The following is a 20837-nucleotide window of genomic DNA, read 5'->3' as shown; positions in this document are numbered from 1 at the left end:
GACCCGCGTGCCGGTCAACTGCGGCTGAGAGCAAGGCTGTTGTGTGGGGGGTGTCAGTGCGGCGGTGTTGAGCGCGATCTCAGCACCCCGGGCGCCACCGAGTGCGGCAGCAGGTCCGCCGGGCTCTGCGGGAGCACCACCTCCAGCTCCGCCTCCTCATGGAAGCGGTACGGGCGGTGCCCGAGCAGGCTGCCGAGATAGCGCCGTATCCGCGACATCTCGGCGCGGACCGTCACCGTGCGCGTCGGGTCGCCGAACATGTCCTGTGCGAGGCCCGACGCGCTGCGCCCGCCGCGGTGCAGGGCGAGCAGATAGAGGAGTTCGGCGTGGCGCGGGCTCAGCTCGTGCGACCAGGACCGCGTGCCGTCCGTCACCGTGACCGACCAGCGCCGTGGCGTGCTCACGTCCAGCACGACGCGGGTGCCGCCGAGCGGTTCGGCCGCCCCTCCCGGGCCGTCGGGCCGCAGCAGCCAGCCGCCGGGCAGCGGCGCCACCGCACACATCCCCAGGGTCGGAACCCAGGCCCGCCCTTCCGACAGTTCGGAGAGTTCGGACAGCGACTTGGGCAGCGCGATCCGGTCCACCGGCTGCATCCCGGTCACCGCCGCCGTCCAGCCCTGGACGTCCACCGCGACAGCCCGGCCGCCGATCCGCGCGAGGACCGGCGCCGCGACGGCCCGCAAGCGGTCGAGGGCCGCCGCATGACGCTCCCGCAGCCGCGCCTCCGCGAGCTGCGCCACCGCCCCGACGAGCGCGAGTGTCGCCGGGTGCATCGTCTCCATCGGGCCGCTCACATCGACGACGCCCATCAGCTGCCCGTCGCGCGGGTCCGTGATCGGCGCGCCCGTGCACGTCCACGCGTGCTGCGACACCACGAAGTGCTCGGCGGAGAACACCTGCACCGGGCGCCGCGTCACGAGCGGCGTGCCCACCCCGTTCGTACCGACCGTCTCCTCGGCCCAGTCCGCGCCCAGTTCGAAGCCGAGCCGGTCGGCCTTGTGCAGCACCGCCGCGCAGCCCTCGCGCCACAGGATGCGCCCGTCCGCGTCGGACACGACCATGATGTGCTGCGCCGCGTCCGCGACGGTGACCAGCGCCTCGCGCAGCACCGGCAGTATCTCCATGAGCCCGGACGCCTGGCGGCGCTCCTCGATCTCCTCGAGGTTCAGCAGGCCCGACCGCACGTCACGGTCGGGGTCGACGCCGCTGCGCAGCATGCGGTTCCAGGACTCGCCGATCACCGGGCGCGGCAGGATCTGCGGCCGCTGCCCCGACAGGGTCGCGGCGCGGACGCCCTTCAGGAGCCGTGCGGCCTGCGAGAAGTCCATCGTGGACAGCCGGCCCAGATCGACGGTCGAGTTCTTCTGCGTCACAGGTCCTCCTGGAACAGACCAGTGCGTGCGGACATGTGCCCATCGTGCCGCTTCTCCGGCCTTCGTGGGGCCGAAAGGGGGGCGGGACGGTTGCAACCCTCTGCAACTCTGGCGAACGGCCGTACGTCGGTCGAAGCTGAAGCCGTGCCGCTCCGGCGGCGCAGGAGCTCCTCAACGGGGCCTGAGGGCGGGGGTGATGCCGTGTCGGCGCAGCATCACCCCCGTGACCTCAGTCGTCAAGACCGGTGACTTCGATCGTCACCGCGTACCCTCCGCCCGGTCGTTCAACTCACGGGGCGCGCCCGCTCGACGACCGAGCGCAGGTCCAGACTGTGCGGCAGCGTGCCGAACGCCGAACCCCAGTCCCCGCCGAGCCGCGAGGCGCAGAACGCGTCCGCGACCTCCGGCGGCGCGTGACGCACCAGTAGCGAACCCTGCAGCACGAGAGCGATCCGCTCCACGACCCGGCGCGCCCGTGCCTCGATGCCGTCCAGGTCGGCGAGTTCGGTCAGCAGGTCCTTGATGGCGCGGTCGAGGCGGTGATCGGCGCCGCGCGCCCTGCCGACCTCCTGGAGGAACGCGTTGAGTGCCTGCGGCTCGCGCTGCAACGCCCGCAGCACGTCGAGGGCCTGCACATTGCCCGACCCCTCCCAGATCGAGTTGAGCGGCGACTCGCGCAGCAGCCGCGGCATGCCGGACTCCTCCACATAGCCGTTCCCGCCCAGGCACTCCAGGGCCTCCGCCGCCACGGGCGTACAGCGCTTCGTCACCCAGTACTTGGCGGCCGGCACCGCGATCCGCAGGAACGCCCGCTCCTGCTCCGACCCGGTGTCCTGGACGGCGTCCTGGGCCGCCGCGAGCCGCAGCGCCAGCGTCGTCGCGGCCTCCGACTCCAGCGCCAGGTCGGCCAGTACGTTGCGCATCAGCGGCTTGTCGACGAGCCGGCCGCCGAACGCCTCGCGGTACGTGCAGTGGTGGATCGCCTGCGCGACGGCCTGCCGCATGATCGCGGCCGAACCGAGCACACAGTCCAGGCGCGTGGCGGCGACCATCTCGATGATGGTGCGCACCCCGCGCCCCTCGTCCCCGACCCGGCGGGCCCACGTCCCGTCGAACTCGACCTCGGCCGACGCGTTCGACCGGTTGCCCAGCTTGTCCTTGAGCCGCTGGATCGCGAACGGGTTGCGCGTGCCGTCCTCCAGGACGCGCGGCAGCAGGAAGCACGTGAGTCCCTCGGGCGCTTGCGCCAGGACGAGGAACCCGTCCGACATGGGCGCCGAACAGAACCACTTGTGCCCGGTCAGCTCGTACGTGCCGTCCTCGGCGAGCGCCGTCGCCCGCGTCGTGTTCGCGCGGACGTCGCTGCCGCCCTGCTTCTCCGTCATGCCCATCCCGAACACGGCGCCCGCCTTCACTGCGGCTGGCCGCAGCCCCGCGTCGTACACCGTCGACGTCAGCCGGGGCTCCCACTCGGCGGCCAGCGCCGGATCGGCGCGCAGCGCGGGCACCGCCGCGTGCGTCATCGACAGCGGGCACGTGTGGCCCGCCTCGACCTGGCTCCACACCAGGAACGCGGCCGCGCGCCGCAGATGGCCGCCGGGCCGGGACCAGGCCGACGTCAGCCCGGCCGAGACGCCCTTGCCCATGAGCCGGTGCCAGGCCGGATGGAACTCGACCTCGTCGACGCGGTGCCCGTAGCGGTCGTGGGTGTGCAGCCGCGGCGGATTCTCGTTCGCGAGCACGCCCCACTCCTGCGCCTGGGCCGAACCGGCGGCGCGGCCGAGGCCGCCGAGTTCCTCGCGGACCTCGGACGTGAGCGAGGGCTCCAGATGCCGTTCGACCCCCTCGGCGAGGGCCCTGTCCGCGGCAAAAACGTCATATCCCACCAGGGGCGGAGCCTGGTTGGTCACTGCGTGGGTGGTGGCTGCCATGACAGATACGGTAAGGACGTGCACCAGGCAAAAGAAACACCAGATCGGCCACACAGAGGCCGACTCCACCGGGCCCGCGCCCTCTATCGCAACGTCTCGAAGCGCAGGACCGCCTGGCTGCTGCTCAAGGACACCGTCAACTCGTGCATGGAGTACCGCATCCTCGGGCTCGCGGCCGAGGCCGCGTTCTTCACCCTCCTGTCCGTGCCGCCGCTGCTTCTCTCCCTGATCGGGCTGCTCGCCTACGTCGACACCTGGACCGGCGCCCACACGATCGCGGGCGTCCGCGACAACATCCTGGAGGCGTCGCGCACCGTCCTGAGCGACCAGGGCGTGAAGGAGATCGCCCGGCCGATGCTCGACGACGCGATGAAGGGCCGCCCGGACGTCATCTCCATCGGCTTCCTGTTCTCGCTGTGGTCGGGCTCGCGCGCGGTGTCCACGTTCGTCGACACGGTGACGGTCATGTACGGGCTCGACGGGGTGCGCGGCATCGTCAAGACCCGGCTGCTCGCCTTCCTGCTGTTCCTCGGCGCGCTGATCGTCGGCTCGGTCGCGCTGCCGCTGATGATCGCGGGCCCGGACGCCGTGATCGCCCTCGTCCCGTGGTCGGAGACCGTGGTCCAGGTCCTGTACTGGCCCGTCGTCCTCCTCCTGTCCGTGGTGTTCCTGACGACGCTCTACCACGTGTCCGTGCCCGTGCGCTCGCCGTGGATCGAGGACGTACCCGGCGCGCTCGTGGCCCTCGCGATGTGGGTGCCGGGCAGCTTCCTGCTCCGTCTCTACATCACCAGCACCATCGAGGGCCCCACCATCTACGGGTCCCTCGCCGCGCCCGTCGCCGTGCTCCTGTGGATCGGAGTATCGGCGTTCGCGGTGCTCGTCGGCGCCGCGGTGAACGCGGCCATCGACCGGGTCTGGCCGTCCGTCGCGACCTCGGTCGCCCGCGCCGCCAACGAGCGGTGGCGGACCGCGCAGGCCGCGGAGTACATCGCCCGCTCCGCCGCCCGCGAGGGGCACAGAGGCACCGACGATGCGGACGACCCGGACATGCCGTCCGAGTTCCCCGAGCGCTGGTCGAAGTTCCTGCCCCCGGACGACGTGTCGTCCCGCCTGCGCACGCACGTGCGCAAGAACGGCGACCATCCGCAGGACCCCAACCCGCGCGACCACGACCACCACGATCACAACTGACCGGCCGACGCCACCCCGCACACGCGGCGTAGCCTCGAAGACGTGGCTGACGTGTACCGGGAGCGGGCGGCGCCGAGCGTGGCGGGCGCGGTCCTGTGGACCCGTACCGTCACCCCGGACGGCGACGACCGAAGCCCCGAACCGGACGTCCTGCCCGACGGCTGCATGGACCTGCTGTGGACCGAGGGACGCCTCTTCGTCGCCGGACCCGACACGCACGTGTACCGGCCCGGCATCAGCGGCGCCACCCGGTTCGCGGGCATCCGCTTCTTTCCCGGCACCGCGCCCGCCGTCCTCGGCGTCCCGGCCCAGGAACTGCGCGACCGGCGCGTCGATCTCGACGACCTGTGGCCGTCGGACCAGGTACGGCGCCTCACCGAACGCGTCGACGCGGCACAGGACCCGGCCGCCGCCCTCGAAACCGTGGCCCTGGAACGGGGAGCCGCGCCGCCCGACCCCGTCCTCGCGCACATCGTGGCGTCGCTCGGCGCGGGCCGCACCGTCGCCGAGACCGCCGACAGCGCCGGGCTCGGCGCCCGCAGCCTGCACCGGCGCTCCCTCGCCGCGTTCGGTTACGGACCCAAGACCCTGGCCCGCGTCCTGCGCCTGCAACGCGCCCTCGCGCTGGCCCGCGGGGGAGTGCCGCTCGCCGAGACGGCCGCGCGGGCGGGATACGCCGACCAGGCCCATCTGGCACGCGACGTAAGGGAGTTGGCGGGTGTTCCGCCGACCCGCCTCGTCTGACGAAGCCGCCGCGACTACCAGGGGGAGATGGGCTGGACGCCGACCCGGCGCCCTTCCTCGTCGAGCAGATGGCCCATGCGCTTGACCGTGTGCAGACCGACGATGCGGTCCGTCACAGTGAGCGTGGGCAGCCGGGCGCACAGCGCGGTCTCGCGGCGCTGGATGTCACCCAGGTCGTGCACCCACAGCGTGGCGAAGATGTTCGCGGGACCCGTGACGGCCGCGACCAGCCGGCACTCCGGCAGCGCGGCGAGCGTGCGGTGGACGGTGCCGATGTCCCGCGCGGGGACCCGGCCGAGGAGCGACACCGGGACCGGATGGCCCGCGAGCGCGGAGGCTATGTCGCAGCGGAACGTCAGGACCGCCGAGTCCGTGAGACGGCGCAGCCTGCGGCGCACGGTGGGCGGGCTGGTGTCGGTGCGCTCGGCGAGTTCGGCGAGGCCGAGGCGCCCGTCACGGACGAGTTCGCCGAGCAGGGCCCGGTCCACGGGGTCGAGTTCGAGCCCGCGCACCGGATGCTGCGCCGCAGCCTGACTGCCGAGCGCCGTGAGCTGCGAGGGGTCGAGGGAGCGCAGCCGCCAGCGGCTGCCCTCCACGTACAGCGAGGTGGCGAACAGCGCGCTGACCGACTCGACGCCCGGCAGCCGGTCCAGGTCCTGTGTGAGGAAGCGGCTGAGCGAGGGCAGGTCGGGGGCGAGCACGTCGAGCAGCAGGTCGGAGCTGCCGGGGGCCGTCACCTCGATCGTCACCGCCTCCGGGAGCACGCTCAGCTCCGCCAGCAGCCGCGACCGCTCCTGAGGCCGGCAGCGCAGCAGCACGAACGCCGTGCAGCGGTTGCGGGTGAACTCACGGCCCGGCGCCGCGTACACCCAGGCGAGCCCCGCCCGCGTCAGCCGGTCCCACCGCCGCGCCAGCGTGCCCGCCGTCACGCCGAGCAGCGGGGAGAGCTCCGACCAGGACGCCCGGGGCCGCAGCTGGAGGGCGTTCACCAGAGCGAGGTCGAGCTCGCTGGCGGTGACCGTTTCTCGCATCACAAGCACTCCGTACGTACGAATCCATGAATATTCGGGGCCGCCCGTGCCTCGGCCCGCACAGTAGCGACCACATTCGGTTCCGGCCACCAGAAGACCCAGAGGTGAAGCTGTGTCCACACACATATCGGGAACGGGACGCGGGCCGAGAGCGGTCAGCTCCGGCCCGGCCATGGTCGCGACGATGGCCGTCGTCGTCCTGTTCAGCGGCATCGTCCAGGGCTATCTGACCCCGCTCCTCCCCGAGGTCGGCCGGAGCCTGCACATCGGCACCGTCGGGCAGAACAACATCTACCTGCTCTTCCAGCTCGCCTGCGCCGTGCTGACGCCGCTGCTGTCCCGGCTCGGTGACCTGTACGGACACCGCAGGCTGCTGCGGGTGGCGCTCGCGATGGTGGCGGGCGGCTCGCTCCTGATCGCCGCGTGGCCGTCCGCAGCGACCCTTGCCGTCGGCGTCACCCTCCAGGGCGCCCTCGTCGGCTTCTTCCCGCTCCTCGTGGGCATCCTCCGCTCCCGCGCCCCCGAGCAGAACCGCACCGGCATCTCCCTCCTCGTGGGCGTCCTGCTCATCTCGATCGGCGTCGGCGGTCTCGTGGCCGGCGCGCTCAGCGAGGGACACGCGGAGGCGGGTCTGTGGACCGCGGTCCCCGTCGCCGTGCTCGCCGTCGTCGCCGGTCTCGTACTGCCGGACAGCGACATCCCGCGCGGCGGGCGCTTCCACTACGGCGCGGCGGCGCTGCTCACCGCGGGCCTCGTCGCGCTCGTCCTCGTCCTCGCGCAGGGCAGCACGTGGGGCTGGGGCTCGGCGCGCACGATCGGGCTCGCCGTCGTCGCCGTCGCCGTCCTCGCGGCCTGGGTGGCAGTCGAGCGCCGGTCCGAGAACCCGCTGGTCAGCGTCCGCATGCTGAGCAACCCGCGGCTCGCCGTGGTCAGCGGATACACGTTCTGCGCCGCGTTCGGCACGATCGGCTTCCTCGGCGCCAACGCGCTCTTCCTCGGCTCCTCGCGGTCCGAGAACGGCTACGGCATGGACATGGGCCCGCAGGCCATCGCCACGATCTCGCTCGCCATGGTCGTGGCCGGATTCGCCGGATCCACGCTGACCCCGCGCCTCGCCCGGCGCATCGGCGACCGCGCCGTGCTCGCCACGGGCGGCGTCCTCGTCGCGCTCGGCTTCGTCGGCATGGCCCTCTTCCACGACAGCCTCGCCCAGTACGTCACATCCGCCCTCGTCGTGGGCCTGGCGACCGGGCTCTTCGAGTCGATCACGCGGACCCTGTCGGCGGAGGTCGTCGAGGAGCACGAGACCGCGCTCGCCGTCGGCCTCAACGAACTCGCCCTCTCCCTCGGCGCGGCCATCGGCGCCGCCGTCATCGGCGGCTTCTTCACCGCCCACGCCGTGCGCGGCACCACGCGCATCGCGGAGTCCGGCTACCTGTGGGGCTGGGGCGCGTGCGCCTGCGCCGCCGTCGTCGGCACGGCCCTCGCCCTGCGCTACCGCGTCCCCCGCGCCGACGCCGCCACCCCCGTACCGCACCTCGCCCCGAGCGGAGACCTCGCATGACCGACACCCCGACCGCGCGCAAGACCGTGACCGGCGCCGTACGGAACTGGCGCGAGCAGGTCGTGGGGCTCAGCCACGCCCTGCACGACGACCCCGAGACCGCCCTTGAGGAACACCGCGCGGCGGCCCGGATCGCCGACCTCATGGAGGACGCCGGCTTCGACGTCACCCGCGGCGCCGGCGGCCTCCCCACCGCGGTGCTCGCCACGTACGGCACCGGCGACCTCGTCATCGCGTTCTGCGCCGAGTACGACGCCCTGCCCGGCATCGGCCACGCCTGCGGGCACAACGTGAACGGCGCCGCGTCCGTCGGCGCCGCGCTCGGCCTCGCCGCCGTCGCCGACGAGCTCGGCGTCACGGTGAAGCTGATCGGCACGCCCGCCGAGGAGGACATCGGCGGCAAGGTGCTCCTGATGGACGCCGGGATCTTCGACGACGTCGCCGCCGCGATGATGGTGCACGCCGCCCCCGACGACACCGTGGGCGCCTCCTCGCTGGCCATCGGCGCCTGGGACCTCGCCTATCGGGGCCGGCCCTCGCACGCCGCGCTCGCCCCCTGGGAGGGCGTCAACGCGCTCGACGCCATGACCGTCGCCCAGACAGCGGTCGGCCTCCTGCGTCAGCAGCTGCCGCCCGGCGTCGTAGTGCACGGCATCATCACCGACGGCGGCCAGGCCGTGAACGTCATCCCCGCCCGCACCGCCGCCCGCTACGAGGTCAGGGCGCGCACCGTGGAGCAGCTCGCCGAGGCATGGCAGCGCGTCAGGGCGTGCTTCGAGGCGGGCGCGCTCGCCACCGGCGCCGAGCTCGAAGTGAGCGCGCACGGAAGGGACTTCGCGGATCTGCGCCAGGACGAGGCGATGACCCGGTCCTACGCGAGGGCCGCCGGCGAGCTGGGCCGTACCGTCACCTCGCTGCACGGCGAGACGATGGCGTCGACCGACATGGGCAACGTCTCGCAGCGCATCCCCACGATCCACCCCACGGTCGGCTACGACACGGGCGGCGCCAAGCAGCACACCCCCGAGTTCACAGCCCACGGCAAGACCCCGGGCGCCGACCTCGCGGTGCTCGACGGAGCGACGGCCCTCGCCCTCGTCGGCGTCGATCTCGCCACGTCCGAGGCACAGCGCGCCCGGCTGCTCGACGGGGTGAGCAAGCGCCGGGCACACGCCTCCTAGGCGGTGGCCAGCGGTGCGAACAGGTCGACGCCGTTCCCGTCCGGGTCGAGCACCACGGCGTACCGCTGGCCCCAGAACGCGTCCCACGGCTCGAGCTCGCCGTCGTACCCGGCGGCCGTCAGCTCCTCGTAGACGGCGTCCACCCCGGCCGCGTCGCCGCAGTGGAAGGCCAGCCCGTGCCGGGAGGCGCCGCGGGCCGGCGCCCGCCAGGACGGGTGGAACGACTTCACGGTCTCCTCGGTGTCGAGCAGCACGCGAAGCCCGCCGGGCAGGGCGGCCTCCGCGTGCGGCTGCTCCTCGGCTCCTTCCGGGAACGCGAGGCCGAGGCGGCGGTAGAACGTGACGGCGGCGGCCATGTCGGAGACGACGACGCCGACGGCGTCCAGTCGTGCGGTGATCTCGGTCATGGCCCCACCGTAGGCACCTGCCCCGGAGCCGGTCTTGAAGGAATCGGACACTGCCGCGTCGCGCCGCACCCGCGCCCGGTCACCGGCCCGCGCCGCTCAGCGACGTACGGCCGCCGCGAGCGCCGCGATCCGGTCAGGGCCCACGCGGCAGCAGCCCCCGAGCAGCCGCGCCCCGGCCCGCTCCCAGCCGGCAACGCGGTCCGCGGTGAACGTGGCCGCGCCCCGCCAGCCGCGCGCCCCCGCGTCCCAGGACTCGCCGCTGTTCGGATAGGCCACCACCGGCTTCCCCGTGACGCGCGCGGCCAGCGCCACCGCGGGTTCGACGTCCTCGGGGGCGCAGCAGTTGACGCCCACCGCGACGATCTCGTCCGCGTCGGCGGCGAGCGCGAACGCCTCCTCCAGGGGCTGCCCGGCGCGGGTGCGGTCACCGGCGACGCTGTACGACAGCCACGCCGGGACGCCGAGACCCCGCACGGCCCGCAGCAGCGCCCGCGCCTCGTCGGTGTCCGGCACCGTCTCCAGGGCGAGCAGGTCGGGCCCGGCCGCGGCGAGGACTTCGAGCCGGGGCCGGTGGAAGGCCTCCAGCTCGGCCACCGTCAGGCCGTAGCGGCCCCGGTACTCCGAACCGTCGGCCAGCATCGCCCCGTACGGGCCCGCCGACGCGGCCACCCACAGCGGACCCGGCACCCCCTTCGCCTCCGCGCGCCGGGCCGCCTCGCGCGCCAACTCGACGCTCAGGGCGAGCAGTTCGGCGGCCCGCTCGCGGGAGACCCCGCGCCGCGCGAACCCCTCGAACGTCGCCTGGTAGCTCGACGTGATCGCCACCGAGGCCCCCGCCTCGTAGTACGCGAGGTGCGCGGCCACGATCGCCTCGGGCCGCTCGGCGAGCAGCCGCGCCGACCACAGCTCGTCGCTCAGGTCGTACCCGGCGGACTCCAGCTGGTTGGAGAGCCCGCCGTCCAGGACGACCGGCCCCGAGGCGAGGGCTTCGGCAAGAGGGGGTGACGTCATACGACGACGCTAACCGTTCCTAGGGACTGAGCGGGAGTGAGTCCTCTTGCCAGGTCTCGTGCTCAGCCGAACGCCCAGACGTGATCGAACCGAGCGCGGAGCCGGACCTTCAGGTGTCCGCCATGGCTCAGCCTGCCGCCGAGAACGTGAAGGCGAACGAGGCCGGGACCACCTCGTGCACGTACTGCGGGAGCGGGCCGGGGCCGCAGGACTGGGAGCCGATGCCGTGCTGGGCGTGGTCCAGGTTCACCCACACCGTGTTCCCGGCCACCAGGTCCGTGCGGTGCCCGGCGGCGTCGAGGTGTTCGCCCGTCCAGCGGCGGGCCGTGAACGAGAACTCCGGCTCGCCGTCGATCCGCAGGCCGCCGATCTCCACCCGGCGGACATCCGCCCGCGCACCGTTCTCCTGCGGCCGCACGTACGGCGTCTGGAGCTCGTCGACGGTCGCCTCCCACAGGCCGAGCCGCGACGCGGCCCGCGTGTCCGGATAGGCCTCGCCGGGGCCGCCGCCGAACCAGCGCGCGTGCGTCGCGGACGACGGGAGGCCGAGGCGGACGCCCAGGCGGGGGAGCGGCACCATCCAGTCCCCCTCGGGGGTCACCGAGACCGTGAGGGTCAGGCGGCCCGCGTCGTCCGCCGTCCAGCGGTACTCCGTGGCGAGCGCGAACTGCCCGGCCGCGGGCGCCACCCGGGTCCGCACCGTCAACCCGCCTGATTCCAGAGTCAGTTGGTCCAGGCGGTGCCGCATGCGGTGCAGCCCGGCCGCGCGCCACAGGGGGCCGAACCGCCGGTCCTCCTGCCAGTCGGCGCCGTTGTCGTTGTCGGTCGGCGCCCGCCACACATCGAGGCGCACCCCGGTGACCGGCACCTGTCCGACACTCCGCAGCTCGCCCGTACGTGCGTCGAAGGCGGCCGGGCCGAGCGTGACGACGTCCGCGTCCCGCACAGGCGACACCCCGCTCGCGGTAACGACCGACTGCCGCCCCGATACGGGGAGTTGACCCCATGCCACCACATGACCCCGGTCCGCCCACGCGGTGTCGTCGGCCAGCGCTGCCCGTACCGACCACTGCGTCTCCGCACCCCGCGCCGCGTCCGGCGGGGCGGGCAGCTTGACGTCCGCGCTCTCGCCGGGCGCGAGCGTCGGCACGGAGAGCGGGCCCGACTCCACCGGTACGCCGTCCACCTCGTACGACCAGGTGAAGGCCAGCGCGGCGAGGTCCGCGAAGTCGTGGCGGTTCGTGACGCGGACCGTGCCGGCCGTACCGTCGCCCTCGATCAGGACCGGCTCGATCACCTTCTTGTACTCGACGAGCCCGGGCGAGGGCGTGCGGTCGGGGAAGAGGAGGCCGTCGCAGACGAAGTTGCCGTCGTGCAGCTCCTCGCCGAAGTCACCGCCGTACGCGTACCCGTACCGCTCGTCCGCGAGGCCGTGGTCGATCCATTCCCAGACGAACCCGCCCTGGAGCCGGTCGTACGTCTCGAAGAGGCGCTGGTACTCGGAGAGCCCGCCGGGACCGTTGCCCATCGCGTGCGCGTACTCGCACAGGATGAAGGGGAGTTCGCGGCGCGCCTCTGGTCCCTCGTCCTCGTCACGTCCGATGCGTTCGACCTCGGCGTGGTCCGCGTACATCCGCGAGTAGACGTCGGTGTCGGCGCACGACGCGTCGCCCTCGTAGTGCAGCGGGCGGGACGGGTCGCGGTCGCGGATCCAGCCGGCCATCGCGGTCAGGCCCGCGCCCGTGCCGCACTCGTTGCCGAGGGACCAGATGACCACCGACGCGTGGTTCTTGTCGCGTTCCACCATGCGGGCGGCCCGGTCGAGGAGCGCCGGGGTCCAGCGCTCGTCGGCGACCGGATTGCCGTTCCACCGCTCGTGGGTGAAGCCGTGCGTCTCCAGGTCGCACTCGTCGATCACCCACAGGCCGAGCTCGTCGCACAGGTCGAGGAAGGCGGGGTGGGGCGGGTAGTGCGAGGTCCGCACGGCGTTGATGTTGTGCCGCTTCATGAGGAGGACGTCGTGGCGCATCGTCTCCTCGTCCACGGTGCGGCCGTGCTCCGGGTGGAACTCGTGCCGGTTGACGCCGCGGAAGAGGATCCGCTTCCCGTTGACCTTGAGGAGGCCGTCCTCCACGACGACCGTACGGAATCCGGCGCGGAAGGGGATGATCTCCCCGCCCGGCGTGGCCAGTTCACCCGCGTACAGGCGCGGCGTCTCGGCCGTCCACGGCTCCACCGGCAGCGTCACCGGCTCCCCGGCCCCGACGTCGACGCCGAGTTCGGGCACGGTCACGCGGCCTCCCGCGCCTGCCTCGACCCGCAGCGTGCCCTCTCCGGTGCGGTGGTCGTACGCGGTGTGCACGAAGAAGTCGGCGTCCGCGCCGTCGGGCCGGTGCAGCAGTGTGACCTCACGGAAGATGCCGGGCATCCACCACTGGTCCTGGTCCTCCAGATAGGAGCCGGACGACCACTGGTGGACGCGTACGGCCAGGACGTTGCCCTCCGCGCGCAGCAGCCCCTCGACGGCGAACTCGTGCGGCAGCCGCGAGCCCTTGAACTCGCCCAGCTCCTCGCCGTTCAGCCAGACCCGCGCACACGACTCGACCCCCTCGAAGCGCAGCACGGTCGCTCCCGACGCGGGCCAGTCGTCCGGCAGGTCGAAGACGCGCAGATGGTCGCCGGTCGGGTTCTCGGTGGGGACGCGCGGCGGGTCGACGGGGAACGGGTAGAGAGTGTTCGTGTACGCAGGTGACCCGTAGGCCCCGTCGCCCTGGAGCACCCAGTGCCCCGGCACCGTCAGCTCCGCCCAGGCGGACGCGTCGTGGCCGGGGCGGGCGAAGGACGCGTCGTGGCCGTCGGCCGTCGCCGCGAGGCGGAAGCGCCACGGACCGTTGAGAGAGAGGGACTTGGCGTCCGATGCGGCATACCAGGAGCGCGGCGCGACACCGCCGGTCCCGGGGGACACCTGCTCGTAGTAGGGGAGTGCGGATTCCTCAGGGAGGGACACCTCGGGGAGGGACATCGTTCTCCTTGACGGTCAGGTCGTGTGCGGGGTGAGGGTGGTGCCGGTCAGGCCCGGCGACGACAGCACGCCTTCCAGCGCGAAGGTCGCCGCGCCCAGGCTCACGGGGTCGGTCGGTATCGGGGACAGGACGATCTCGGTGGCCGCGAACGGGCTGCCCAGGGCGTGCCGCGCGACGGCCTCGCGTACTTCGGTCAGCAGGGGCGTACCGAGCGCGGCCGCCACCCAGCTGCTGAGCACGATCACTTCGGGGTTGAGCAGGTTCACCAGGTCCGCGACGGCGGCGCCGAGATGGCGGGCGGTCTCCCGGACGACCCGCAGCGCCACCGGATCGCCACCGGCGGCCGCGCGGCCGAGCGCGCCGATCGTCGCGGTCTGGTCGTCGTCCGTCAACAGGGCGCTGTCCGGGGCGAGTTCGCGCAGCGTCCGCATGATGGCGGGCGCGCCCACGTACGCCTCCACGCACCCGCTGTCGCCGCAACGGCACGGCCGCCCGTTCAGGACGAGTGTGGTGTGACCCCACTCGCCGGCGCTGTTCGTGACACCGCGGTGCAGGGAGCCGCCGAGCGCGAGGCCCGCGCCGACGCCCGTACCGAGGTTGATGACCACGGCGTCGTCGCGGCCCCGCGCGGCGCCGAACCACAGCTCCGCGAGCGTGGCCGCCCGCAGCGGGTTGTCGAGGTGGACCGGGTAGGGGAAGCGCTCTGCGAGCAGTGCGGTCAGGGGCACGTCGCGCCAGCCCCAGTTCGCGGCGCGCACGGCGACACCGCGCTCGCGGTCGACCTGCCCCGGCATCGTGACGCCCACGCCGAGCACGCGGGGCGGGCGGCGCGGGCCCGCGGCGGCGACCACGGCCCCGACCGCCGCGGCGATCCGGCCGACGACCTGCTCCGGGGCGGACTCGCCGGGCCGCAGCTCCTCCTCCGCGCGCGCCATGACGCCCAGGGCGAGATCGAAGAGCTCCGCGTGCACGTACGTCTCGGCCACGTCGACGCCGATGAGGGCGCCGCCCGCCGCGTCCACCGCTACCAGCGAGCGCGGACGCCCGCCCGCGGACTCCTCGAAGCCGACCTCGACGAGCAGGCCGAGCGCGGTGAGCTCACCCACGAGCGTGGCGACCGTCGCCTGGCTGAGCCCGGTCCCCGCCGTCAGCTCGCCCCGGGAAGCGGGGGACTTGGCGATGAGGTGGCGCAGCACCGCGTACCGGTTCGCCGTCCTGATGTCGCGGGATGTGCGCTTCACCGTGTCCCCTCCACTCCTGGGCCCCCTTCGACGCTACGGCCGCCCGCGTCCTTTCTACAAGGGGTTTGAAAAGGGGTTGCCAGAAGTCCCCGCCCGCGAGGGGGTGATCACCACGGAGTACCGTCCGACCGCATGACCCAGTCCGACATCGCGACAACGCTGTCGCGCACGCTCCCGCAGACCGACCGCACCCGCCACAGCAGGCTCCGCGAGCAGGCCAGTCTCGAACGCTCCGACCTCGAGGCGATCCTCGACGCGGGGTTCGTCTGCCACCTCGGCGTCCTCGTCGACGGCCGCCCCGTTGTCGTCCCCACGGTCTACGGCCGCGACGACACCCGGCTCTACCTGCACGGATCGGTGGCGAGCCGCAGCCTGGCCGCCGAACCCGACGGGCCGATATGCGTGACCGTCACCCACGTCGACGGCCTGGTCCTCGCCCGCTCCGTCTTCGAGCACGGCGTGAACTACCGCAGCGCGATGATCCACGGCGTACCGCACACGGTCACCGACCCCGACGAGAAACTGGCGGGCCTGCGCCGCCTCACCGAGCACGCGACCCCGGGCCAGTGGACGTACGCCAGGCAGCCGAGCCGCAAGGAGCTGGCCGCCACCACCCTCCTGGTCCTGTCCCTCGACGAGGCCTCCGTCAAGATTCGTACGGGCGCCCCGGACGACGGCGACGGGCCCGACGCGGCCCTCGGCCTGTGGGCCGGCACCCTGCCGTTGACCTCCCGCTGGGGCGCGCCCACCGCCGATCCGCTGCTGCCGACCGGCATCACCGCCCCGGCCCACATCGTGGCGCGCGCGGGGACCCGGCAGGGCTGACCGGCAAGCGGGGGCATACCGTGAGTTCTCGAGCACTGGTTCTGGGAGCGAGGAGAACGGGATGCAGAGCCGCACGGCGCTGGTCGAGGACCTGATGGAGCGCTTCCCGCACGTGCCGCGGGAAGCGGTGTTCAAGGAGGACCTGCTGCGCGGCGGCGTGGCGTTCGACAAGTCCGCGCTCAGCGACAACGAGTCCGGTGACGTCAAGCCGAAGTCGTACTTCATCTTCTCCTTCGACCACGGCACGCTCCCCGAGCTCGGCGAGGCCGCGCTGCGCCGCCCGCCGGAGGAGATCATCCTCACCGGCGGCCCGTACGACCTGCGGCGCACGGTCGTCTCGGTCCGTGTGAACCCCGCGTCGCCCTACCGGGTCGCGGCCGACGAGGACGGGATGCTCGGGCTCTACCTCGACGGGAAGCGGATCTCGGACGTCGGCGTCCCGCCGATGCCGGAGTACTACCGGCACAAGCTCTCCAACGGGAAGTCCGTCATGGAGGTGGCCCCCACCATCCAGTGGGGCTACCTGATCTACCTGACGGTCTTCCGCGTCTGCCAGTACTTCGGCGCCAAGGAGGAGTGCCAGTACTGCGACATCAACCACAACTGGCGCCAGCACAAGGCGGCCGGCCGCCCGTACACCGGTGTCAAGGACGTCGACGAGGTCCTCGAAGCCCTCGAGATCATCGACAAGTACGACACCACGAAGGCGTCCACGGCCTACACGCTCACCGGCGGCGCGATCACCTCCAAGCTCCAGGGCCGCGACGAGGCCGACTTCTACGGCCTGTACGCCAAGGCCATCGAGGAGCACTTCCCCGGCCGCTGGATCGGCAAGGTCGTCGCCCAGGCGCTGCCCAAGGACGACGTGCAGCGCTTCAAGGACTACGGCGTGCAGATCTACCACCCCAACTACGAGGTGTGGGACCGCCGTCTGTTCGAGCTGTACTGCCCCGGCAAGGAGCGCTACGTCGGCCGCGACGAGTGGCACAAGCGCATCCTCGACTCGGCGGACGTCTTCGGTGCGCGCAATGTGATCCCGAACTTCGTGGCCGGCGTCGAGATGGCCGAGCCCTCCGGCTTCGCCACCGTCGACGAGGCCATCGCCTCCACCACCGAGGGCCTGCGCTTCTTCATGTCGCACGGCATCACGCCCCGCTTCACCACGTGGTGCCCCGAGCCGACGACCCCGCTCGGCAAGGCCAACCCGCAGGGCGCGCCGCTGGAGTACCACATCAGGCTCCTGGAGGCCTACCGCTCCACGATGGAGGAGTACGGCCTCTCCTCGCCCCCCGGCTACGGCCCCGCGGGCGCCGGCCGCGCCGTGTTCTCCGTCAGCTCGTTCATGGACAGCCTCGCGCCGGAGCCGGCCCCGGCCGGCTAGCCGCGGGATCCGGGCGCGGTGCCGGCCCGACACCCGCCCGGTCCACCTGTGTTCAGGCCGCCCGCTCGCGCAGCACCGCGAGCGCGCGGTCGGCGTGGGCGCTCATCCGGAACTCGCTGCGGACCACTTCGAGGACGACGCGGTCCTGGCCGAGCACGAACGTGGCCCGCTTGGTCGGCGCGATGGAGAAGCCGCGCGCGACCCCGAACCTCTCGCGGACCTCGCCGTCCGGGTCCGAGAGCAGCGGAAAGCCGAGCGTGTGCTTCCCGGCGAACTCCGCCTGGCGCTCGACCGGATCGGCGCTGACGCCCACGGGCCGTGCGCCGACGGCCGCGAACTCGGCCGCGAGATCCCGGAAGTGACAGGCCTCGGCCGTGCACCCGGGCGTCATGGCCGCCGGGTAGAAGAACAGGACGACGGGCCCCTCGCTCAGCAGCTCCGACAGCCGCGTCGGGGTTCCGCTCTCGTCCGGCAGGGTGAAGTCCTCGACGGTGTCGCCCGCTTCGACGCGCTTGCTCATGATCCGGCCTCCTGGGCCTTGGCCACGCCGCGCGCCCACAGGACGAGCGGCACCTGAAGGGGCAGCCGCACGAGGGCCGCGGTCCGCAGCGGCGCGGGCTTGTCGCGCCAGTCGACCGCCATCTGCACATTGGCGGGGAAGACGCCCACGAAGAACGCGGCAGTGGCCTGAGCGGCCCTGCGGCGCGTCCACGGCAGCGCGATGCCGGCCGCGAGCGCGAGCTCGACGGCGCCGCTCGCGTACGTCCACCCACGCGCGGAGCCCGGCAGCACGCGGGGCACCGTGGCGTCGAATGACTTCGGGGCGACGAAGTGCGTCACCCCGGCACCGGCGAGCAGCCCGGCGAGGGCGAGTGACTTGCGGGTGGACGACGAACGGGCCCTGGAACTGGGCCTGGAATCGGAAGCGGGGCGGGGCACGGGACCTCCTCGGATGACTGGCGCGCGATATTACTCGGGAGTAAGCGCGCTGGGGAAGCCCGTGTGACGGAGCCCCTGTCGCCCCTGGCCTATCCGACGTCGAGATAGTCGCGGTCGATGTTCACCTTGGCGCCGCCCCAGGTCTCCTGGACCTCACCGGCGTACTGGTGGATGCGCCGACTGCCCGGCCAGGCGGAAGCCGGGACGTAGCTGCCCGCGTCGGTGGTGGCGGTGCCGTTCCACGCGGCGAACCAGATGTGGTCGACGCGTGTGTACGCCGGGTTGTCGTGCTCGGCCGCCGCGTCGCGGACGCCGGAAGAGGCGCCGGAGTAGAAGCCGGAGAGATAGCCGCCGGCGTGCAGCGCCTCGGTCCAGCCGGACAGGTAGGAGAGGACGGCCGCTTTGCAGGAGGCGGTGGAGGCGTAGCCCTCGATGTCGTTGTAGAGGGCGCTCCCGGCCGGGATGCCGAGTGCCCGGGCGGCGGACACCGAGCCGACGGCGGCTGCGGCGCCCTGAGAGCGTGCGGTGGCCGGATCGGCGGACATCCTGTTGGAGAAGGTCGTGCAGGGGGCTTGCCTGCCGACCTCGATCGGGATGAGCCGCCACCCCTTCGCGGTCTGCTTGCTCACCCAGGAGGCGGTGAGGTTCGGCTGCGCGCAGGCTCGTGTCTGGCCGCTGATGTAGACGCCGACGGCACCGTACGGGGAGTCGGCCCGCCAGGCGTCCATCGTCTTCTGGGAGGGCGCGGTGCAGGCGTCGAAGCCATGGCCGGTGAATTCGCCGGGCTGCGCCCCCGCGGCGGCCGCGGTCCGCGCCGCACGGGCCGTCGGCAGCGGAGCGGGATCGCCGCCCGCCGTCAGGGTCGCCGACCCCAGGACCTTGCGTACCGCGGTCTCGTTGGCATCGGTGTGCGACGCGGTGACGAGTACGCCCGCGCTCTCGACGGCGACCTGGATCTCGTCGTTGGTGGAGACCGCGCCCGGAGCGACGGCCGAATGACCGGCGGTGCGTGCCGTGGAGGGCGTCACACGGTGGGGGTCAAGACCGGCAAGCGGTTCGACGACCAGGCCCTCTGTGCGTCCGACCAGCCTCGCCGGGCACGTCGACCCGTTGCCGGGACGGCCGAGATAGACAGTGGGCCGGTCGAAACGTACGCAGGTGTCTGGGTGCCGGTCGAGGTCGACGACCTGCCATGTGGCCGGGACCCGCACCTGGTAGCCGTGGTACGTCACCACTTGTGCGCCGTCCTGCGCCTGCGCCGGAGCTGCCCCGACGGGCGCTGCGGACAAGGCCCCCAGTGCGACGAGCAGTGCCGCCGCGGTGGCGGCCGGGCCGCGCCTGCGCCGGATGATCGGACGGAGCTGCACGACGGTCTCCTCTTCGGGGGGATCAGGGTGGCTGCAGCGCTAGGTGTACCGCGTCGGGTCAGCGAGGAGGCTGTACGACGCGTGGGATGTGACGAGGTGTCATCCGCCCTCCGTAGTCTCACTCACCTGGTATCCGACTCAGGGCTGTGGGCTGGTGTCCGGGGGTCGGGCGCGAGGCCGATAAATGCCTGGCGCCGCGCCTCTTGCCTGAGTTAGTCTCCGAACCGTTCCAGCGGTGGTCCATGGCCACCGTATGCAGAGGCGTATTCCAGGAGGTGTTGACCGATGGCTGTCGTTGTGACGGGCGCTGCCCGCATCCAGAAGTTCATCGAGTCCACCTCTGTGGTCACCGGCTGACCTACCTTCTTTGTTCGCGCCGCTGTGCGTGACCAGCCGGGGCCGCCTTTGTGAAGGGTCACCCCTTGTCTTCCTCTTCTCTCCCGAGCTCTTCTCCCTCGGAATCGGCCCTGGCTGTGTACGGCTGGGACGGCGGCTGGGAGGCCGAGTTCGCCCGGTTCGCCGAGCAGGGCCTGCTGCCGGGCCGTGTCGTACGTGTCGATCGCGGTCTGTGTGACGTCGTCACCGCCGAGGGTGTGGTGCGCGCCGACACCGAATTCGTCGTCCCGCGCGACCCGATGAAGGTCGTGTGCACGGGCGACTGGGTCGCCGTCGACCCTGAAGAACGCGACCCGCGGTACGTGCGGTCGCTGCTGCCGCGCCGCACGTCCTTCGTGCGGTCGACCTCGTCGAAGCGGTCGGAGGGCCAGATCCTCGCGGCCAACGTCGACCACGCGGTGATCGCCGTATCGCTCGCCGCGGAGCTCGACCTCGGCCGTATCGAGCGGTTCCTCGCCCTGGCGTGGGAGTCCGGCGCCCAGCCCGTCGTCGTCCTCACCAAGGCCGACCTCGTACCGGACGCCGCGACCGTCGCGCACCTCGTCTCCGACGTGGAGACGGCAGCGCCAGGCGTGGACGTCCTCGCGGTCAGCGCGGAGGAGGGCCACGGCATCGACGTGCTCGGCGCGCTCCTCGACGGGACGTCCGTGCTGCTCGGCCAGTCCGGAGCGGGCAAGTCGACGCTGGCCAATGTCCTGCTCGGCGCCGACGTCATGCACGTGAACGCCGTACGCGACGTCGACGGCAAGGGCCGGCACACCACGACCACCCGGAACCTGCTGGTCCTGCCGACCGGCGGCGTCCTGATCGACACCCCCGGGCTGCGTGGCGTCGGGCTCTTCGACGCGGAGGCCGGCGTCGGGCAGGTCTTCTCGGAGATCGAGGCCCTGGCCGAGGGGTGCAGGTTCCACGACTGCGCCCACGACGCCGAGCCGGGATGCGCCGTACTGGCCGCGCTCGACGACGGGACGCTGCCCCCGCGGCGCCTCGACAGCTACCGCAAGCTGCTGCGCGAGAACCAGCGGCTCGCCGCCCGGACCGACGCCCGCCTGCGGGACGAGATGCGGCGCGTCTGGAAGGCGCGCGGCGCCGAGGGCCGCGCCGCGATGGAGGCGAAGCGGGGGCGCCTCGGCTGAGGCGGCCTCGCGCGGCCCCCGCTGTCCCGTACGGGGCGCGGGGGTCGCGGCACTCCCCGGGCAGTGCCATGTCCGAATCCCGCCAGCCCCCGG

At 72.8% G+C, this 20837-nt stretch carries 17 protein-coding genes; 7 read left to right on the top strand and 10 right to left on the bottom strand.

All coding sequences use genetic code 11. The annotated features are described in order from the left end of the window. Nucleotides 1–53 precede the first annotated feature (53 nt). Nucleotides 54–1328, bottom strand: a complete 1275-nt coding sequence (locus OG574_RS14285) for a helix-turn-helix domain-containing protein (RefSeq protein ID WP_326778481.1) — start codon at nucleotides 1326–1328, stop codon at nucleotides 54–56. Between the two features lie 329 nt (nucleotides 1329–1657). Further along, nucleotides 1658–3304 (bottom strand): acyl-CoA dehydrogenase family protein, encoded by a 1647-nt coding sequence (locus OG574_RS14280; protein ID WP_326773544.1) that lies wholly within the window; start codon nucleotides 3302–3304, stop codon nucleotides 1658–1660. An 18-nt stretch (nucleotides 3305–3322) separates the two neighbouring features. On the opposite strand from OG574_RS14280, the gene OG574_RS14275 reads away from it, so the two are divergent. Both OG574_RS14275 and OG574_RS14270 read left to right on the top strand, forming a co-directional pair. Beyond that, on the top strand, nucleotides 3323–4498 hold the full coding sequence (locus OG574_RS14275; protein WP_326773543.1) for a YihY/virulence factor BrkB family protein: 1176 nt from the start codon (nucleotides 3323–3325) through the stop codon (nucleotides 4496–4498). A gap of 51 nt (nucleotides 4499–4549) precedes the next feature. Beyond that, nucleotides 4550–5242, top strand: a complete 693-nt coding sequence (locus tag OG574_RS14270) for a helix-turn-helix transcriptional regulator (RefSeq protein ID WP_326778480.1) — start codon at nucleotides 4550–4552, stop codon at nucleotides 5240–5242. Between the two features lie 14 nt (nucleotides 5243–5256). Here OG574_RS14270 and OG574_RS14265 read toward each other — a convergent pair whose 3' ends face one another. Then, on the bottom strand, nucleotides 5257–6273 hold the full coding sequence (locus OG574_RS14265; RefSeq protein WP_326773542.1) for an Lrp/AsnC family transcriptional regulator: 1017 nt from the start codon (nucleotides 6271–6273) through the stop codon (nucleotides 5257–5259). A gap of 112 nt (nucleotides 6274–6385) precedes the next feature. Here OG574_RS14265 and OG574_RS14260 point away from each other — a divergent pair, with 112 nt between their 5' ends. Continuing rightward, nucleotides 6386–7837 carry an MFS transporter gene (locus OG574_RS14260; protein ID WP_326773541.1) on the top strand — a complete coding sequence of 484 codons (1452 nt, stop codon included), beginning with the start codon at nucleotides 6386–6388 and terminating at the stop codon, nucleotides 7835–7837. After that, entirely contained in the window at nucleotides 7834–9018 is a 1185-nt protein-coding gene (locus OG574_RS14255) for a M20 family metallopeptidase (protein WP_326773540.1), read from the top strand. Before OG574_RS14260 ends, OG574_RS14255 begins: the two co-directional genes overlap by 4 nt. Here the strand turns inward: OG574_RS14255 and OG574_RS14250 are convergent. From OG574_RS14250 to OG574_RS14235, 4 genes are all read right to left on the bottom strand, one after another. Next, entirely contained in the window at nucleotides 9015–9425 is a 411-nt protein-coding gene (locus OG574_RS14250; protein ID WP_326773539.1) for a VOC family protein, read from the bottom strand. The genes OG574_RS14255 and OG574_RS14250 overlap by 4 nt on opposite strands. A 96-nt stretch (nucleotides 9426–9521) precedes the next feature. Further along, a complete protein-coding gene (mmuM, locus tag OG574_RS14245; protein WP_326773538.1) occupies nucleotides 9522–10436 on the bottom strand; it encodes a homocysteine S-methyltransferase in 915 nt (304 codons plus the stop codon). A 127-nt stretch (nucleotides 10437–10563) separates the two neighbouring features. Beyond that, entirely contained in the window at nucleotides 10564–13458 is a 2895-nt protein-coding gene (locus OG574_RS14240) for a glycoside hydrolase family 2 TIM barrel-domain containing protein (RefSeq protein ID WP_326773537.1), read from the bottom strand. Nucleotides 13459–13473: 15 nt separating this feature from the next. After that, nucleotides 13474–14700 carry an ROK family transcriptional regulator gene (locus tag OG574_RS14235; protein ID WP_326773536.1) on the bottom strand — a complete coding sequence of 409 codons (1227 nt, stop codon included), beginning with the start codon at nucleotides 14698–14700 and terminating at the stop codon, nucleotides 13474–13476. 132 nt (nucleotides 14701–14832) lie between these two features. On the opposite strand from OG574_RS14235, the gene OG574_RS14230 reads away from it, so the two are divergent. Together OG574_RS14230 and OG574_RS14225 are read left to right on the top strand one after the other, a co-directional pair. Beyond that, entirely contained in the window at nucleotides 14833–15525 is a 693-nt protein-coding gene (locus OG574_RS14230) for a pyridoxamine 5'-phosphate oxidase family protein (RefSeq protein WP_326773535.1), read from the top strand. A 61-nt stretch (nucleotides 15526–15586) separates the two neighbouring features. Further along, complete coding sequence (locus OG574_RS14225) at nucleotides 15587–16906, top strand: radical SAM protein (protein WP_326773534.1); 1320 nt, start codon at nucleotides 15587–15589, stop codon at nucleotides 16904–16906. 52 nt (nucleotides 16907–16958) lie between these two features. Here the strand turns inward: OG574_RS14225 and OG574_RS14220 are convergent, their stop codons facing one another. From OG574_RS14220 to OG574_RS14210, 3 genes are all read right to left on the bottom strand, one after another. Next, the gene (locus OG574_RS14220) at nucleotides 16959–17426 is read right to left on the bottom strand and encodes a peroxiredoxin (RefSeq protein ID WP_326773533.1); all 468 of its coding nucleotides are present in this window, start codon (nucleotides 17424–17426) and stop codon (nucleotides 16959–16961) included. Continuing rightward, entirely contained in the window at nucleotides 17423–17845 is a 423-nt protein-coding gene (locus OG574_RS14215) for a hypothetical protein (RefSeq protein ID WP_398374591.1), read from the bottom strand. Before OG574_RS14215 ends, OG574_RS14220 begins: the two co-directional genes overlap by 4 nt. An 89-nt stretch (nucleotides 17846–17934) precedes the next feature. Continuing rightward, the gene (locus OG574_RS14210; RefSeq protein ID WP_326773532.1) at nucleotides 17935–19212 is read right to left on the bottom strand and encodes a DUF1906 domain-containing protein; all 1278 of its coding nucleotides are present in this window, start codon (nucleotides 19210–19212) and stop codon (nucleotides 17935–17937) included. Nucleotides 19213–19634: 422 nt separating this feature from the next. Here OG574_RS14210 and rsgA point away from each other — a divergent pair, with 422 nt between their 5' ends. Then, nucleotides 19635–20744, top strand: a complete 1110-nt coding sequence (gene rsgA / locus OG574_RS14205; protein ID WP_326773531.1) for a ribosome small subunit-dependent GTPase A — start codon at nucleotides 19635–19637, stop codon at nucleotides 20742–20744. Nucleotides 20745–20837: the final 93 nt, after the last annotated feature.

It is taken from the genome of Streptomyces sp. NBC_01445 (assembly GCF_035918235.1).
GTDB lineage: Bacteria > Actinomycetota > Actinomycetes > Streptomycetales > Streptomycetaceae > Streptomyces.
This window is presented reverse-complemented; position numbering and strand designations above follow the sequence as displayed.

Coding starts and splice junctions, on each gene's coding strand:
- OG574_RS14230 (WP_326773535.1), top strand. CDS start 14,833: ATGACCCAGTCCGACATCGCGACAACGCTGTCGCGCACGCTCCCGCAG.
- mmuM (WP_326773538.1), bottom strand. CDS start 10,436: ATGACGTCACCCCCTCTTGCCGAAGCCCTCGCCTCGGGGCCGGTCGTC.
- OG574_RS14225 (WP_326773534.1), top strand. CDS start 15,587: ATGCAGAGCCGCACGGCGCTGGTCGAGGACCTGATGGAGCGCTTCCCG.
- OG574_RS14250 (WP_326773539.1), bottom strand. CDS start 9,425: ATGACCGAGATCACCGCACGACTGGACGCCGTCGGCGTCGTCGTCTCC.
- OG574_RS14255 (WP_326773540.1), top strand. CDS start 7,834: ATGACCGACACCCCGACCGCGCGCAAGACCGTGACCGGCGCCGTACGG.
- OG574_RS14285 (WP_326778481.1), bottom strand. CDS start 1,328: ATGGACTTCTCGCAGGCCGCACGGCTCCTGAAGGGCGTCCGCGCCGCG.
- OG574_RS14265 (WP_326773542.1), bottom strand. CDS start 6,273: ATGCGAGAAACGGTCACCGCCAGCGAGCTCGACCTCGCTCTGGTGAAC.
- OG574_RS14240 (WP_326773537.1), bottom strand. CDS start 13,458: ATGTCCCTCCCCGAGGTGTCCCTCCCTGAGGAATCCGCACTCCCCTAC.
- OG574_RS14220 (WP_326773533.1), bottom strand. CDS start 17,426: ATGAGCAAGCGCGTCGAAGCGGGCGACACCGTCGAGGACTTCACCCTG.
- OG574_RS14280 (WP_326773544.1), bottom strand. CDS start 3,304: ATGGCAGCCACCACCCACGCAGTGACCAACCAGGCTCCGCCCCTGGTG.